The 15230-nt window shown below is 63.4% G+C and carries 21 protein-coding genes; 14 read left to right on the forward strand and 7 right to left on the reverse strand.

Features of this window, described 5'->3' with window-relative positions; genetic code table 11:
• The first annotated feature begins 78 nt into the window (after nucleotides 1-78).
• The 3 genes from EHH60_RS14170 to thiC all read left to right on the forward strand — a co-directional run bounded on the left by EHH60_RS14170 (nucleotide 79) and on the right by thiC (nucleotide 3526).
• Nucleotides 79-861, forward strand: a complete 783-nt coding sequence (locus EHH60_RS14170; RefSeq protein WP_124160061.1) for a thiazole synthase — start codon at nucleotides 79-81, stop codon at nucleotides 859-861.
• A complete protein-coding gene (locus EHH60_RS14175) occupies nucleotides 848-1456 on the forward strand; it encodes a thiamine phosphate synthase (RefSeq protein ID WP_124160062.1) in 609 nt (202 codons plus the stop codon). Before EHH60_RS14170 ends, EHH60_RS14175 begins: the two co-directional genes overlap by 14 nt.
• A gap of 171 nt (nucleotides 1457-1627) precedes the next feature.
• Nucleotides 1628-3526, forward strand: a complete 1899-nt coding sequence (thiC, locus tag EHH60_RS14180) for a phosphomethylpyrimidine synthase ThiC (protein WP_124160063.1) — start codon at nucleotides 1628-1630, stop codon at nucleotides 3524-3526.
• 107 nt (nucleotides 3527-3633) lie between these two features.
• Here the strand turns inward: thiC and EHH60_RS14185 are convergent, their stop codons facing one another.
• A complete protein-coding gene (locus tag EHH60_RS14185) occupies nucleotides 3634-4674 on the reverse strand; it encodes a GTP pyrophosphokinase (RefSeq protein ID WP_124160064.1) in 1041 nt (346 codons plus the stop codon).
• 220 nt (nucleotides 4675-4894) lie between these two features.
• On the opposite strand from EHH60_RS14185, the gene EHH60_RS14190 reads away from it, so the two are divergent.
• The 3 genes from EHH60_RS14190 (at nucleotide 4895) to EHH60_RS14200 (ending at nucleotide 7148) form a co-directional block, all read left to right on the forward strand.
• Entirely contained in the window at nucleotides 4895-5395 is a 501-nt protein-coding gene (locus EHH60_RS14190; RefSeq protein ID WP_245454490.1) for a mismatch-specific DNA-glycosylase, read from the forward strand.
• Between the two features lie 259 nt (nucleotides 5396-5654).
• The gene (locus EHH60_RS14195; RefSeq protein ID WP_124160066.1) at nucleotides 5655-6305 is read left to right on the forward strand and encodes a glutathione S-transferase family protein; all 651 of its coding nucleotides are present in this window, start codon (nucleotides 5655-5657) and stop codon (nucleotides 6303-6305) included.
• Nucleotides 6306-6440: 135 nt separating this feature from the next.
• Nucleotides 6441-7148, forward strand: a complete 708-nt coding sequence (locus EHH60_RS14200; RefSeq protein ID WP_124160067.1) for a glutathione S-transferase family protein — start codon at nucleotides 6441-6443, stop codon at nucleotides 7146-7148.
• 8 nt (nucleotides 7149-7156) lie between these two features.
• On the opposite strand, the gene EHH60_RS14205 is transcribed toward EHH60_RS14200, so the two are convergent.
• Nucleotides 7157-7591, reverse strand: coding sequence for a hypothetical protein (locus EHH60_RS14205; RefSeq protein ID WP_124160068.1), 435 nt, complete (start codon nucleotides 7589-7591; stop codon nucleotides 7157-7159).
• 546 nt (nucleotides 7592-8137) lie between these two features.
• Between EHH60_RS14205 and EHH60_RS14210 the strand changes: the two genes are divergently transcribed.
• The 3 genes from EHH60_RS14210 to EHH60_RS14220 all read left to right on the forward strand — a co-directional run bounded on the left by EHH60_RS14210 (nucleotide 8138) and on the right by EHH60_RS14220 (nucleotide 9431).
• Nucleotides 8138-8521, forward strand: a complete 384-nt coding sequence (locus tag EHH60_RS14210) for a RidA family protein (protein ID WP_124160069.1) — start codon at nucleotides 8138-8140, stop codon at nucleotides 8519-8521.
• Between the two features lie 146 nt (nucleotides 8522-8667).
• On the forward strand, nucleotides 8668-8928 hold the full coding sequence (locus tag EHH60_RS37535; protein WP_199751459.1) for a hypothetical protein: 261 nt from the start codon (nucleotides 8668-8670) through the stop codon (nucleotides 8926-8928).
• A gap of 251 nt (nucleotides 8929-9179) precedes the next feature.
• Nucleotides 9180-9431: a hypothetical protein gene (locus EHH60_RS14220; protein ID WP_124160070.1), complete on the forward strand. Its 252-nt coding sequence runs from the start codon at nucleotides 9180-9182 to the stop codon at nucleotides 9429-9431.
• Between the two features lie 88 nt (nucleotides 9432-9519).
• Here EHH60_RS14220 and EHH60_RS14225 read toward each other — a convergent pair whose 3' ends face one another.
• Complete coding sequence (locus EHH60_RS14225) at nucleotides 9520-10005, reverse strand: J domain-containing protein (protein ID WP_124160071.1); 486 nt, start codon at nucleotides 10003-10005, stop codon at nucleotides 9520-9522.
• 111 nt (nucleotides 10006-10116) lie between these two features.
• Between EHH60_RS14225 and EHH60_RS14230 the strand changes: the two genes are divergently transcribed.
• From EHH60_RS14230 to EHH60_RS14240, 3 genes are all read left to right on the forward strand, one after another.
• Nucleotides 10117-10884 carry an SDR family NAD(P)-dependent oxidoreductase gene (locus EHH60_RS14230; RefSeq protein ID WP_124160072.1) on the forward strand — a complete coding sequence of 256 codons (768 nt, stop codon included), beginning with the start codon at nucleotides 10117-10119 and terminating at the stop codon, nucleotides 10882-10884.
• Nucleotides 10885-11168: 284 nt separating this feature from the next.
• Nucleotides 11169-11417: a helix-turn-helix domain-containing protein gene (locus EHH60_RS14235; protein ID WP_061879477.1), complete on the forward strand. Its 249-nt coding sequence runs from the start codon at nucleotides 11169-11171 to the stop codon at nucleotides 11415-11417.
• 198 nt (nucleotides 11418-11615) lie between these two features.
• Complete coding sequence (locus tag EHH60_RS14240) at nucleotides 11616-12128, forward strand: collagen-like domain-containing protein (RefSeq protein WP_124160073.1); 513 nt, start codon at nucleotides 11616-11618, stop codon at nucleotides 12126-12128.
• Nucleotides 12129-12137: 9 nt separating this feature from the next.
• Here the strand turns inward: EHH60_RS14240 and EHH60_RS14245 are convergent, their stop codons facing one another.
• On the reverse strand, nucleotides 12138-12353 hold the full coding sequence (locus EHH60_RS14245; protein WP_124160074.1) for a hypothetical protein: 216 nt from the start codon (nucleotides 12351-12353) through the stop codon (nucleotides 12138-12140).
• A gap of 94 nt (nucleotides 12354-12447) precedes the next feature.
• Complete coding sequence (locus tag EHH60_RS14250) at nucleotides 12448-12717, reverse strand: DUF2277 domain-containing protein (protein WP_124160075.1); 270 nt, start codon at nucleotides 12715-12717, stop codon at nucleotides 12448-12450.
• 282 nt (nucleotides 12718-12999) lie between these two features.
• Here EHH60_RS14250 and EHH60_RS14255 point away from each other — a divergent pair, with 282 nt between their 5' ends.
• Both EHH60_RS14255 and EHH60_RS14260 read left to right on the forward strand, forming a co-directional pair.
• Nucleotides 13000-13344, forward strand: coding sequence for a hypothetical protein (locus EHH60_RS14255; protein ID WP_124160076.1), 345 nt, complete (start codon nucleotides 13000-13002; stop codon nucleotides 13342-13344).
• Between the two features lie 72 nt (nucleotides 13345-13416).
• Nucleotides 13417-14019 carry an MSMEG_1061 family FMN-dependent PPOX-type flavoprotein gene (locus tag EHH60_RS14260; protein WP_124160077.1) on the forward strand — a complete coding sequence of 201 codons (603 nt, stop codon included), beginning with the start codon at nucleotides 13417-13419 and terminating at the stop codon, nucleotides 14017-14019.
• A 133-nt stretch (nucleotides 14020-14152) separates the two neighbouring features.
• Here the strand turns inward: EHH60_RS14260 and bfr are convergent, their stop codons facing one another.
• Complete coding sequence (gene bfr, locus EHH60_RS14265) at nucleotides 14153-14641, reverse strand: bacterioferritin (protein WP_024339472.1); 489 nt, start codon at nucleotides 14639-14641, stop codon at nucleotides 14153-14155.
• A gap of 133 nt (nucleotides 14642-14774) precedes the next feature.
• Nucleotides 14775-15047, reverse strand: coding sequence for a (2Fe-2S)-binding protein (locus tag EHH60_RS14270; RefSeq protein WP_124160078.1), 273 nt, complete (start codon nucleotides 15045-15047; stop codon nucleotides 14775-14777).
• Nucleotides 15048-15230 lie beyond the last annotated feature (183 nt).

Genomic DNA, 15230 nt, shown 5'->3' on the forward strand with positions numbered 1-15230 from the left:
CGGAATCTCGCGCCACAACTTCGAGATTCCGGATCGGCCCGCGTACCGCGGCCCGTCCGGAATGACGGGGACTTCAACATGGTGACCTTCTACGGCAAGACCTTCGCCTCGCGCCTCCTGATCGGCAGCGCGCTCTACCCTTCGCCCGCGATCATGCAGGAAGCGATTCGCGCCTCCGGCGCCAGCATCGTTACGGTATCGCTGCGGCGCGAATCCGCCGGCGGCAAGACCGGCGATGCGTTCTGGAAGCTGATCCGCGAGCTCGACGTCACCGTGCTGCCGAACACCGCCGGCTGCCGCACCGTGCGCGAGGCCGTGACGACGGCCAAGCTGGCACGCGAGCTGTTCGGCACGAACTGGATCAAGCTCGAAGTCATCGCCGACAACGACACGCTGCAGCCCGATGTCGTCGGCCTGGTCGAAGCCGCAAGCATCCTGATCAAGGACGGTTTCGAGGTGTTCCCCTATTGCACCGAGGATCTCTCGGTGGCGAACCGCCTGGTTGAAACGGGGTGCAAAGTGGTGATGCCGTGGGCCGCGCCGATCGGCAGCGCGAAAGGCATCACCAACCGCGATGCGCTGAAGCTTTTGCGCGAGCGGCTGCCTGATATCACGCTGGTGGTCGACGCGGGTCTCGGCGCTCCCTCCCACGCGGCGCATGCGCTGGAGCTCGGCTACGACGCCGTGCTGCTCAACACCGCCATCGCCAAAGCCGCCGATCCCGTCGCGATGGCCAATGCCTTCCGCCTCGGCTGTGACGCCGGCCGCACCGCTTATGAAGCCGGGCTGATGAACGCCCGCGATTTCGCCTCCCCCTCCACTCCTGTCGTTGGGACCCCGTTCTGGCATGCCGTTTCCTGATCGCTTTTATCCCGTCGTCGACAGCCTCCAATGGGTCGAGCGCCTGACAAAGCTCGGCGTCGGCACCATCCAGCTGCGCGCGAAGGAGCTCGACGACTCGCAGGCGCTTCAAATCGTCTCCGACGCGCTGGCGATCACGAAGGGCACGCAGGCCAAGCTGGTGGTGAACGACTATTGGCGCGCGGCGGTCGTCGCCGGCGCAGAATATCTGCATCTCGGCCAGGAGGATCTGGCTGAGGCCGACCTCAAGGCGATCCGCGAGGCCGGCCTCAAGCTCGGAATCTCCACCCATGACGACGACGAGCTTGCGACCGCGCTCGAAGCCCAGCCCGACTACGTCGCGCTCGGCCCGATCTTCTTCACCACGCTCAAATCGATGCGTTTCGAGCCGCAGGGCATTCCAAAAATCACGGAATGGAAGAAGCGCATCGGCACCATTCCGCTGGTCGCGATCGGCGGCATCAAGTTCGAGCACGCCGCAGAGATCTTTGCCGCCGGCGCGGATTCGATCGCCGTCGTTTCCGACGTCACCCAGAACGCCGACCCCGATGCTCGCGTGCGGCAATGGCTCGACGGTTCGAAGGAGGCGGCATGATGATCGCCCCACTCCCTCCACTCGTCATTGCGAGGAGCCCTTGCGACGAAGCAATCCAGACTGCTTCCGCGGATGCATTTCTGGATTGCTTCGCTGCGCTCGCAATGACGGAGCGAGAATTCACCAGCGTCGTCTCGGCGCCAATGCAAACGAATTAAACCGGAGGATCCCATGAACATCCGCTCCAACCCGCAACAGACCGTCCCCGCCGTCACCACCGGCCCGCTGCCCTCCTCGCGCAAGATCTTCGCTACCCCCGACGCCGCGCCCGATCTGCGCGTGCCGCTGCGCGAGATCATCCTGTCCGAAGGCGCGGGCGAACCGAACCTGCCGGTCTACGACACCTCGGGCCCCTACACCGACCCTGATGTCACCATCGACGTCAACGCCGGCCTGCCGCGCAACCGCAAGCAATGGGTGCTGGAGCGCGGCGGCGTCGAGGAATATGAGGGCCGGCAGATCAAGCCCGAGGACAATGGCAACCTGTCCACCGACAAGGCCGCACGCGCCTTCTCGGCCTATCACAAACCCTTACGCGGCCTCGACGGCCACAAGATCACCCAGCTCGAATTCGCTCGCGCCGGCATCATCACCAAGGAGATGATCTACGTCGCCGCGCGCGAGAACCTTGGCCGAAAGGCACAGCTCGAACGTGCGGAAGCAGCCCTCGCCGACGGCGAGAGCTTCGGCGCCTCGGTGCCCGCCTTCATCACGCCGGAGTTCGTGCGCGACGAGATCGCCCGCGGCCGCGCCATCATCCCCTCCAACATCAACCACTCCGAGCTCGAGCCGATGATCATCGGCCGCAACTTCCTGACCAAGATCAACGCCAATATCGGCAACTCCGCCGTGACCTCGTCGGTCGAGGAGGAGGTCGAGAAGATGGTGTGGGCGATCCGCTGGGGCGCCGACACCGTGATGGACCTCTCGACGGGCCGCAACATCCACACCACACGTGAGTGGATCCTGCGCAATGCGCCGGTGCCGATTGGCACCGTTCCCATTTATCAGGCGCTGGAGAAGTGCAACGGCGATCCCGTCAAGCTGACCTGGGAGCTCTACAAGGACACCCTGATCGAGCAGTGCGAGCAGGGCGTCGACTATTTCACCATCCACGCCGGCGTGCGCCTGCAATACATCCACCTCACCGCCAGCCGCGTGACCGGCATCGTCTCCAGAGGCGGCTCGATCATGGCGAAGTGGTGCCTCGCGCATCACAAGGAGAGTTTCCTCTACACGCATTTCGACGAGATCTGCGACCTCATGCGCAAGTATGACGTCTCGTTCTCGCTCGGCGACGGCCTGCGCCCGGGCTCGATCGCCGACGCCAACGACCGCGCGCAATTCGCCGAGCTGGAGACGCTCGGCGAGCTGACCAAGATCGCGTGGGACAAGGGCTGCCAGGTCATGATCGAGGGCCCCGGCCACGTGCCGATGCACAAGATCAAGATCAACATGGACAAGCAGCTGAAGGAGTGCGGCGAAGCGCCGTTCTACACGCTCGGGCCGCTGACCACCGACATCGCGCCTGGCTATGACCACATCACCTCGGGCATCGGCGCCGCCATGATCGGCTGGTTCGGCTGTGCCATGCTCTGCTACGTCACGCCGAAGGAGCATCTCGGCCTGCCCGACCGCAACGACGTCAAGACCGGCGTCATCACCTACAAGATCGCCGCCCACGCCGCCGACCTCGCCAAGGGCCACCCCGCCGCGCAACTGCGCGACGACGCCCTCTCCCGCGCCCGGTTCGAATTCCGCTGGACCGACCAGTTCAACCTCGGCCTCGATCCTGATACCGCGAAGAGCTTCCACGACGAGACCCTGCCGAAGGAAGCCCACAAGGTCGCGCATTTCTGCTCGATGTGCGGCCCGAAATTCTGCTCGATGAAGATCACGCAGGACGTGCGCGACTACGCGGCGACGCTGAACGATCCGAACAGCGTGGGGATGTCGATGCAGGGCACCGCCGAGGACGGCATGGCCAGGATGAGCGCGAAGTTCAAGGAGATGGGCGAGAGCTTGTATCTGGATGCGGAGAAGGTGAAGGAGAGCAATCGGGTGTTGTGAGCGCCGAGGTGAGGTAGCTCCGTTATCGCAGAACGAAGATCGGGCTAACGCCCGATCTTCAGATAATCGCCGTTCAGCGCCCACATTCTTTTGTGAAATTTCGCCGCCTAGTCCTCGCCACAGAAGTGCGCTCTCTCCGCATTCCCAACAGCTCCGCCTGACGGCACCCTGTCTACAACACGGCGCCGATTCTCAGCATCCAGCTGGGAAATCATTAACACGCGGAGCGGTGTGAATATTCCAAAACCAAATGCGCCTCGACTGTTGATGGCCTGCAGATCATCGATATTCGATTCTGACACATTTCGTAGCCGCTCTTCAAACTGACTCAAGTTATGGATGCCACTCGCTGCAAGCGAGGATATTAGGTAGTCGAATGCAGTGTCGGGCCTGTCTACATCCAGGTCGATGCTAATGCCGCGTTCGATGCATCGATTGACTACAGCGTGTACAGTCTCGGACTGCTGCAAGAACGCTTCCAGTGAATCCCTGTTGACGGATATCTCGAGCTTCCCTCGACTAATTTCACTTTTGTACTCGGCGCGCAAATCTGCGCTCAAGGACTTAACCTCGGAGAATGCTTCGTCAGCGGCTTCAAGCAAGGCGCTAATACGAAATAGCTTCCGACGAAGCTCCTTAGGTACCTCCTTTTCAGTCTTGTAGCGCAGCTTCCAATCGAGCACAGCCCAAGCATGTTGAAGGACCGTGCGAATCTGAATCTCCATTTTAAGCCCGGCAAGGTGTCGATACTCAAACAGCGATAGCCGAGCGTCAGGAAGCGAGGCAATGAGATGTGTCGACGAATATCCAAATCGATCTTCGGCGTAATCCGCGCCCTTGACGATAGAGTTAGCAGAATCAATTTCAAAATTTTGAGCTATGGCTGCAGTAAGCACTCTGCAGTCTTCGTTCGTATAAAGCACAACCCTAATGCCACAGAGATCGGTTATATCGCTCAAATTTCGATACTTACCGACTTTATCGGGACGAGCAATTTTTCTTTCTAAGCTTTCCTGCTCTTTTACCCGCTGCTCTATCAAAGCAACATCGATACCACTATCTGCTGCAAGTTTTCTCAGCAACGGCGGCACGCATTCAGAAAGACTTTGATAGAGCGACCTTCTCTGCTTAAAGGCTTCCGCTATCATAAATCAGCACCCCCAAATGCTTGCTGACCACCTGTTCAGATACCGTCAATTGCATTGCGATTGATACTATACGGCGACGATCCAGGCAAATATTGCTATCCTTGGTTGAGTTAGCAGCCGCAACATGGAGCGTTGCTAGCGAGCTGAGTTTGGGTCCATGCCGCTTCTGTCTTAACATTCAATTTTCGACTTGATCCAACTCTGCCGGTATAAGCTTGATTTGCCTCACCGCCTCCCCGATCTCCTCCGCCCCAATCTCCGCCTCGTCTTCGTCGGCACCGCCGCCTCGACGCGCTCGGCTGAGCTTGGGCATTACTACGCCCATCCCGGCAACCGCTTCTGGCGCGCGATCCACGAGGCCGGGATCACGCCGCGACGCTATCAGCCGAGTGAGTTTGCGTCGCTGATCGCGCTCGGGATCGGCTTCACCGATCTCTGCAAGACCAGCGCCGGAATGGATCACCAGATCGCGGCGGAGACGATCGATGTGCCGGGGTTCAGGGCGAAGATCGAAACGTACCGGCCGCGGACGATCGCGTTCACGAGCAAGAAGGCGGCAAGTTTGTTCTATGGCAGGCCGTCAGCCGCGATTGCGCTGGGGCGGCAGGCGCGGGACGCAAGCCTGCCGGAGATGTTCGTGCTGCCCTCGCCGTCAGGTGCGGCGTCCGGGCATTGGACGCTGGAGCCGTGGCGGGAGCTGGCGGCGTGGATCGCCGCGTAGGTTCAGCGAACGATAGCGCGTCACATTCCGCTGTCGTCCCCGCGAACGCGGGGACCCATAACCCCCCGGAGTAGTTTGGCGGAGGCTCGGCGTTTCGGTGCTACGACCAACCGCAACAGGTAGATCACGCGGTATGGGTCCCGGCGTTCGCCGGGACGACACCGTTGGTTTGGCGGCACGCGTATAAAAAGGAACGTTGTCGGAATCCGCGCAGCCCATTCGTCCTCTGGACCAGGCGCGACCACATGGAGCCCCCCAGATGCCTCCCACCATCACCGCCTTCGAATCCTCCCCCGACCGCGGCAAGGGCCACGCGCGCGACATGCGGGTGCGCTGGGCGCTGGAGGAGGTCGGCCAGCCCTACGACGTTCGCCTCGTCTCGTTCGTCGCGATGAAACAGCCCGCGCATCGTGCGCTGCATCCATTCGGGCAGATCCCGACCTATGAGGATGGTGACCTCGCCCTGTTCGAATCCGGCGCGATCGTGCTCCACATCGCCGAGCGCCATGATGGCTTGCTGCCGAAGGACGCCAACGCGCGCGCTCGCGCGATCGCCTGGATGTTCGCCGCGCTGAGTACGGTGGAGCCGCCGATCGTCGAACTCGGCATGGCGATGCTGCTCGAACGCGATAGGAGCTGGTACGCCGAGCGGCTGCCCAGCTTGCAGGATCGCGTCCGTATCAGGCTCGGCGAATTGTCCCGCCGCCTCGGCAAAGCCGACTGGCTGGACGGCGCCTTCAGCGCCGGCGATCTCATGATGGTGACGGTGCTGCGGCGGTTGAACACGTCAGGCCTGCTCGACGAGTACCCTGACATCGCCGCCTACGTCGCCCGCGGCGAGGCGCGGCCGGCCTTCAAGCGTGCATTCGAGGCACAGTTGGCGGTGTTCACCACTGCGTCGCGTTCATAGCCCGGATGAGCGCAAGCGATGTCCGGGGCCGGCAGGCAACCGGCATGTCGCTTTCCGCTCATGGGGCTCCGGGCCGCCATTGCATCCATTTCGGACCCCCTGCATTCTGGCTCCCCCACACGGAGGAGCCCGCCGATGCTGACCCTCTACTCCTATCCCGAGCTCTTCGGCGTCGCCGACAACAACGGCTACGGCCTCAAGGTCTATGCCTTCCTGAAGCTCGCGGGTGTGCCGTTCGCGCAGCAGCACATCTTCGATGCCTCCGCCGCGCCGCGCGGGCAGCTGCCTTACATCGTCGACAACGGTGAGACCATCGGCGACAGCGAGACCATCATCGCGTACACGATCGCGAAGTACCGCCTGACCATCGACGCCGCATTGTCCGCGGAGCAGCGCCGCACCAATCACCTCATTACGCGCATGCTGGACGATCTCTACTGGGTGATGTCCTATTCGCGCTGGAAGGACGAGCGCTTCTATCCCGCGTTCCGCGACGGCTTCATCGCGCAGCATCCGCAGATCGACGCCGCCGGCTTCGAGAAGGCGAAGGCCTACAACGCGCAGCGCTATCACTACCAGGGCATCGGCCGCTACACGCCCGAGCAGGCCTATGCGCGGGGGCTTGCCGATCTGCAGGTGCTGGCGGAGATCGTGCCGGCCGCGGGCTTCGTCCACGGCGCGGCGCCGACCAGCGTCGATGCCGGAATCTACGGCTTCGTCGCCAACATCTACTATTTTCCGATCCCGACGCCGCTGAAGGCCTTCGTCGATGCGCACGAAAATCTCGTCGCGCATTGCGAGCGGATTGATGCGATGGTGAGCGCGAAGTCCGCAGTCTCGTAGGACCTCTTCTACCGCATCGTGATCGCGAGCCCGCTGAGATCGGCATTCGCCATCAAGCCGACCTGGTGTCCCGTCAGCTCCAGCACCGCGCCCTTCTGGTTGCTCAGCACGATGGCGCGGGCGCCGCGGCCGACGGCGAGGCCGGCCCCGGCCGCGCCGTAGACGCCGGCGACGTCCGAGGGGCGGTTGATGTTGGAGACGCGGCCACGCAGCACGGTCTTGGAGCCGCCGAACACGAGGCCGTAGTCGAGGCCGCCGGTGGAGAGCGCATAGGAGCGGCCGCGGAAGTTCAGCACGCCGCTCCCGCCCGAGCCGCCGATGATCCACCCCGCCTTGTAGATCGTCAGCGTCACGAAGCCGCTGTCGGCCCGCGCGGCGGTCGAGAGGCCGGCCAGGGCCGCGATGGCGACCAGCGCGGCGCGAAGGGTGGATGCGAGCTTCATGGGTGTCTCCGGGGGGCTATTTTTCAAGGCAGGATTCGAATCAGACGCAGCGAATCTATCCGATGGATCGCGGCGGCAACATGATTGAAGTGCTGCGTATGGCGGACATCGGCGCTCGCCGCGAGCACGGTGTGCTCTTCGCGGTCAGAGCAAGCGCCTCGTCCTTCGAGACGACCGCTTGCAGCGGTCTTCTCAGGATGAGGCTCATTGGCGCCGGTCCCCGCTGAAACTGCTGTCGCGCACTCCGCCCTCATCCTGAGGAGCCCGCCCAAAGCGGGCGTCTCGAAGGATGGCCGCAGGGATCCCGCTTCCGCGATTGCCCCGCACACGGGAAGAGGCGAACCACGAAGCACTCTCGCCATCATGCCATTATGCCCCTGTTTTGCCCGACGGAGCAAGCGGGGGCTTCGCCTTTCGCGAATTCTGGAAAACATCAATGATTTCCGTGCGGCGTCTACTGTGCATGGGGTTGTTTTCCAACTTTTTGTTTGGAGCGCGCCGCGCCTGCCGCTACGCTGATGCCTCAGCGACCCTCGAGGTGACCCCATGCCGATCCAGCATTTCGCGCCCCCGCCGCACGTCAAGGCGCCGCCGCTGTCCTTTGCGACGCGGGTCGGCGATCTCCTGTTCGTCTCGGGCATTCCCGGCTTCGATGCCAATGGCGCGCTGCCCGACGGTTTCGAGGCCCAGTTCGCCAACGTCGTCGTCAACATCAGGCGCGTGCTGGCGGAGGCCGGCGCCGGCATGCGCGACCTCGTCAAGGTCAACGTGCTCCTGACCCGCGCCGCCGACGTCGCCGCCATGAACGCGCTCTATGCCGGCGCCTTCGGCCCGCCGCCCTATCCTGCGCGCACGACCTGCGTGGTGCAGGCGCTACCCGATCCGAAGATGCTGATCGAGATCGAGGCGGTGGCGTCGCTTTCGAAGTGAGCGTGTGGCTTGGCGGGCACGCGGCCAAACCAAATGCGCGGTTGCATCTGACATGTCCGTGAGCGGCTGCTCCCCCGCTTGCAAAGAACCTGCTTTTACCGCACGAATTTTCGAAGTCCCCCACGTCCCCCACAAGGAGATATTTCATGAGTCGCGTTCTCGCCCTCTGTGCCGTTGCCGGCATCGCCAGTTCCGTGTTCGCCGTGCCGGCCTCGGCGGCGGTCGGCTATTACGTGATCCGCTGGGACAACACGGGCATCTGCCAGGTCTGGAACGAGGACCTCAAGTACAAGCCGTTCCAGATCGGCGCGTCGACCTACAAGGTCGTCAGCAAGCCTTTCCCGACCTTCCAGGAAGCGTCCGACGTCCAGATCAAGATGCGGGCCGAGCGCCGCTGCACGCTCTGAGCCCGACGCGACGGATCGCGTAGACGGATGAGTTTTCATGGGGGCGGACCGCGCGAACGGTCCGCCCTTCTCTTTTGCAGAAGCTATTCCGTTCCAGCCTGGACCGCGCATTTCCCGCAGCGGCTCTTTTGAACCTGACCGGCCGGCGGAACTACTCACATCTTGTCCGGGGCGCATCCCCCAAGGCGTCCCGTGCCCCCCTCCCGTCATTGTCGGCAGGCGCATCACGATTTTCATTTGAGGAGCTGATCATGCGTCGTATTTCCATGCTGTGCGCTGCCGCCGGTCTTGCCGCCACGGCCTTCGTCGCCGCGAGCCCTGCCGAAGCCAGCTATCACCTGATCCGCTGGCAGGACACCGGCTTCTGCCAGATCTGGGACGAGAGCATCCCGACCACGCCCTGGCCGGCCGGCTATCACCGCGCCAGCGAGAGCGTGCCGACCTTCATCGACGCCCTTACGCTGAAGGACGCGGCGCTGAAGGCCGGCCACTGCACCTGGTAACAATTCGGTCTGCGGACCTGGAGCCGGGCAAGGACGCCAGGTCCCTGCCCGGCTTTTTCGTGCCGGGTGAACGAGAGCTGATACGCCCTCACGCGTCCTTGTGCGCGCCGGGATGGATCAGGAGATCGCGCGCGGCGGCGAGGTCGATGAAGCCTTGCGCGCTGCCGCCCCCGTCGGGATGCATGCCCTTGGCGGCGCGGCGATAGGCCTGGTTGATGTCCTCGCAGGTGAGCTGCACCGCGAGCGGCAGGCCGAGCACCTTGCGGGCGCGCTCCTCGCGGGACAGCTGTTTCGGCATGGCGTTGCGACGGCCGAAGCGCGGGGCGGTCAGATCGTGCACGACCTCGAGCACCACGCCGAGACGGCGCTGGGCCGCCAGCGTCACGCCGTGATCGTCATTGTCCGCGGCATGGCGCAGCACCGGCAGCGCCTGCTCGGCGGCATGGCGCAGCGTGACGTCGCTGCTCATCCGCACGATCTCGGCCAGAAGCCGGCCCGCCTCGGCCCAATCGGGCGCGTGCGCCGACCGCAGCCGTTCGAGAGCGAGTTTCCAGGAGTCCAGCCGTTCCATCATGCGCGCAACGTTTAGCAATCAGGATCAGTATGCCAAGGCCGCCGTTTCCGACCCCTTAATTTCGCGTTAGCTTTTCGTGAAACTTCGAAAAGAAGCCGGGAGGACTATGTCATGGCATTGCTCGCAAACCACATCGCCGTCGTCACGGGTGCCGGCTCCGGCATCGGCCGGGCGATCGCGGCCGGCTACGCGCGGGAGGGGGCGCAGGTCGTGCTGCTCGACGTCAACGCCGAGACGGTGGCAGAGGCGGCTCAGGAGATCCGGCAGGCGGGCGGCAAGGCCGAGAGCTTTGCGCTCGACGTTGTCAGGCGCGAGGACTGCTTCGCCCTGGCCAAGCAGGTTGCGGACAAGGTCGGACAGGTCTCGATCCTCGTCAACAATGCCGGCATCACCCGCCGCAACGCCTTCACCGCCGAGACCGAGACGGTGGCGAAGGACTGGAACGACATCATCTCGCTCAACCTCAACGGCGTGTTCAACATGACACAGGCGTTCCTCGCGCCGTTGCGCGCGAGCAAAGGCCGCATCGTCAACATCGGCTCGATCCAGTCCTTCGTGCATCTGCGCACGCCGAGCTCGGCGGCCTACACGACCTCGAAACACGGTGTGCTCGGCTTCACCAAGGCGCTCGCCGCCGAGCTCGGCAAGGAAGGCGTGCGCGTCAACGCGATCGGTCCCGGCTTCATCGAGACCAACATCAACGCCAATGTGCGCGCCACCAATCCGGCCCTGGTGCAGGCCTTCCTCGATCACACCCCGCTGGCGCGCACCGGCAAGCCCGAGGACATCGTCGGACCCGCGATCTTCCTGGCGTCGGACCTGTCGGCCTATGTCACCGGAACGATCGTGATGGTGGACGGCGGGTATCGGACGGTGTGAGGACGCATAGTCCGGAAGTGTCATCGCCCGCCTCGCGCCGGTGGCGGCGCATGACAGCGGAGGATCCAGACATGATGCGCGCGTCGCGCGAGATAGGCCCGCATCGCGATGCATCCTGCGGCCAATCGCGGCGGCTTCGCGGCATTCCCGGGGTCAATTGGTGGGTTCGCTCCCGATTAACCTTTCATTAACCAAACAGGACCACCGTGAAATTACGGCTTGGGGTCGTTGGTTCTCGATCCGCTTCCAATGATGGAAGCGGGCGTTGGTCGGGGAGTATATTGATGACCACTGTTCATGTCGCTGCGTCCGAACCGGGCGCGCAATTCCTAGCCCCTAATCAGATCGTTCCGATGCTGATCGGCGCCACGGTCGACGAGGTCGAGCGTGAGCTCGTGCTCCAGACGCTCGCACGCTGCGACGGAAACCGCACGCGTGCAGCGCGCGTGCTCGGCCTGTCGGTGCGCACGCTGCGCAACAAGATCAGGCTCTATGCCGCCTCCGGCATCGAGGTGCCTGCCTATCAGGACTGACGGGTGACATCAGTCCGCCCGCGACGACGCGCACCGCGACAAGCGGTGCAACTCGTGCCGCAGATACATGCCGGCGATGACCGCAAGCGCGATCATCGCGACCGAGATGTTGATCAAGCCTGACACGATGCGCGGGCGGAATTGCCGCTGTCGTCAAACGCCGCTAAGTAGCTTGCTTCGGGTGAAGGGAGCGGCGGCGTGGCAGACGATCAGGGACGACGGCAGGGACCTCAGGGTCCGCGCGGGCGGCAAGGCGAGCCGGGACGACCGGGGCCGCAGGGTCATCCGGGCCGGCGCGGCCCGGACGGGGCGCGCGGCAAGCCGGGACCGCAGGGCAAGCCGGGGCCGCTCGGAAAGGCCGGCCCGCCCGGCAAGCCCGGTCCGCAAGGCAAGCAGGGCGAAGCCGGCCCACGCGGGGCAGCCGGCGCGCCGGGACCTGCCGGACCTCAGGGACCGGCGGGGCCGCAAGGCCCGCGCGGCGAACCGGGTCCGCCCGGCCAATTGCCGTCGATCGAGCAAGTGCTGCCGTGGCTCGACCAACTTTTCGACGCCTGGGACGAACGCCGCCGTCAGCGCGAGCGCGAAGCCGCTGAGCGCGAAGCGCTCGAAGCCGCCGTCCAGGAGCCTGACGAGGCAATCGTCGAGGACGAGAGCGATGACGGCGACGACAAGAGGAAAAAGAAAAAGAAAAAGCACGGCCACAAGGCCTAGAAGACGAGTCTATTTCGGCCGATCCTCGCGCCGCGGCAACATACCCATGCGTTCGAACTGCCAGCGCATGGCGCGATACCAGAGATAGCCGACCGCCGCGCCGCAGAGGGCGAGGATGACCATGTTCGCGCTTGAGAACGAACCGCTCCACCACATCATCCACGCGGTCCATAGCAGCGTGAAGACGATGGCACCTGCTTTCAGGGGAAGAAGGGGGCGGCTCATGGTCGTGCTCCGGGCGATCAAAACCCCGGCCGACACCATCGCAAGCTGAGGCAACAGATACCGTGAGCCAGATCACGGAGCGCGCAGTTCAAGCTCACGAGCCGAAGCGCAGTCGCGAACGCTCTCGCGCCTTTTCCGCCTCGATCTCACGGTCGCGCGCCGGCGCATGGGTATGCAGCGACGTCAGGAGCTTTCGTGCCGCCTCCGCGACCTCCGCCACCGCACGCTCGAACGCCGCCTCGTTGGACAGCGACGGCTTGTTGAAACCGGACAGCTTTCGCACGAACTGCAGCGCACTGGCGTGGATCTCGTCCTCCGTCGCCGGCGGCTCGAAGTTGAACAGCGTCTTGATGTTGCGGCACATACACTCTCTCCCGACGTTTTCTTGAAGACGAAGGTCTGGGCCGAAATCCTACATCCGCTTTCGCGCTTCTGCGACGTTCCATCGCGACACGCTGATCAACTCCATGGGTGCGCACCGCCACACACTGTCTCATCTCGCAACGCATCATGTGCGGCGCCCCGGCACAGCATATTATTTGAGCATGCATTGCGCTGCCGGCTCGGGCTTAATCGCATCAACGATACGAATCGACGCGCGGGACAATCGCGCGCCAATGGCACGATACGCGATGAGGAGGATCGCATGCACAGGCTCGCACTGTGCGTTTGGCTGACCGCGCTGACGAACGCCGCATTCGCGTTCGACAACGGCCAATACGACCACGTCCCGCCCGACATCCGCGCCTGGTTCAAGAGCGTGATCGCGCCGAACGGCGTGCCCTGTTGCGACATCTCCGATGGCCATCGCACCGAATACGACGTGCGCGGCGGCGTCTATTGGGTGCCGATCGAGAGACAATGGATGGAAGTGCCCGAGCGTGCCATCATCCGCGATCGCGGCAACCCGGTCGGCCAGGCCGTGGTATGGTACGTCCACCATCGTGGCGCCATCATCATCAGTTGCTTCGTGCCGGCGGATGCAGTCTAGCACGCTGGATTTCGTTGGCTGAAGGCGCCTGATCGGCTAGCTTCAGGACAAGCTGATACGGAGGCACGCCGGTTGACCAATCTTTGCGCCGAAGACCTTGCCATCATCTATGCCGAACCGAGCCCCAGGGTGATCGCGAAAGCGCGTCCGGCGATCGATGCGCATGCGAAGAAGTTCATCGAGATGTCGCCGTTCTGCGTGCTCGCGACCTCGGGAGAGGACGGTGGCGTCGATGCCTCGCCGCGCGGCGGCGGCATCGGCTTCGTCCACGTCGCCGGTCCCAACCAGCTGTTGATGCCTGACCGCTCCGGCAACAACCGCATCGACAGTTTTCGCAACGTCGTCGAGGGCTCGGGATTCGTACAGCTGCTGTTCTTCGTGCCGGGGATCGACGAGACGCTACGCGTCGGCGGACGCGGCACGCTGTCGGCCGATCCGGATCTGCTCGCCGCGATGGTGGAGTTCGGCAAACCGCCGCGTGCGGTGCTGAACGTCGCGGTCAGCGAAGTCTATTTCCACTGCGGCAAGGCGCTGATGCGCGCGAAGCTGTGGTCATCCGAGAAGGTGCAGCGCTCGGTGATGCCGAGCATCGTCGAGGTCATTCACGACCAGACGGGCTTGGGCGAACCCGAAAGCCAGAAGATCGTGGAAGAGCGCTACAAGACGCAGTTGTAGGCGACGCGTTCGCCACTTGGGCTCGCCGCCATGTCCGGACTTGTCCCGGGCATCCAAGTCTTTGTTGTGGAAGCAACACGTGGATGGCCGGGTCGAGCCCGGCCATAACAATATGGAGAGAGGTGGGCGGAGCTTAATGCCCCTCGCCCTCGAGCCCGCCGACGTGCTTCTGGGTGTAGAGCTCAAGGCCGATGCGACCGATCAGATCGAGCTGGGTTTCGAGGAAGTCGATGTGGTGCTCCTCGTCACTCATCAGCTTCTCGAACAGGTCGCGCGTGACGTAGTCCTTGGCGCCGTGGCAGTAGGTCGCCGCTTCCTGGTAGAGCGCACGCGCGCTCATCTCGGCGGCGAGATCGCATTCGATGATCTCCTTGACGTTCTGGCCGATGCGCAGGGGGTCGAGCACCTGCATGTTCGGAAAGCCATCGAGGAACAGGATCCGCGCGGTGAGCTTGTCGGCATGCTCCATCTCCTCAATGGACTCCTTGCGCCAGACCTTGGCCATGTCCAAGAGGCCCCAATTGTCGAGGAAGCGATAGTGCAGCCAGTACTGATTGATCGCAGTCAGTTCGTGACGCAGTGCCTTGTTGAGATAGTCGATGACCTTCGCATCGCCCTGCATGGTTCACTCCAGCTCTTGCAGTCCAAATCGGCCCTAATCCAAATTTAGAATGCTTCTAAATGAGTTTGCGTGCGTCGGCAACCAGCTAGGCGGACGCAGCCGGGGAAAAGCTCAGCCGAGGATGCGGAAGTCTTCAGCAGGCGGCGAGGGCGAACTGGGCGGGTTCGGCCGTCTCGTCATTGGCGGCGACGGTGTGGCCGTGGGGACAGCCGGCGCAGCAAGACTGGGCGCAGGGGCCAAGCGCTTCGTCGATGATGGTTTTGATAGTGCGGGCACAGCGGCCGCATTCGGCGCTACAGCCGAGACATCCATAGACCTGCTTAGCATGGCGCACGGCGTCGTCGGACTCGGCGACGGCGGCGCGGATATCGTCATCGCTCAGCACGTTACAGGAACAAACGATCATGGAAGCGGCAGGCCCTTCGGTGATGCGCCATCATCGATATTTAACAGGCCGGCCGGATGCAAAAGGAAAAACCGGTATTTGAAGCTATTCCAAACTGGCCGGCAATCAGCCTAGAACGGCTCTAAAATAGCGTATTGCGCTTGATCAAGATTGTGGAGCTAGTCGCCGCCACCGCCTCCACCG

Source organism: Bradyrhizobium sp. RP6 (assembly GCF_003837805.1).
Taxonomy (GTDB): Bacteria; Pseudomonadota; Alphaproteobacteria; order Rhizobiales; family Xanthobacteraceae; genus Bradyrhizobium.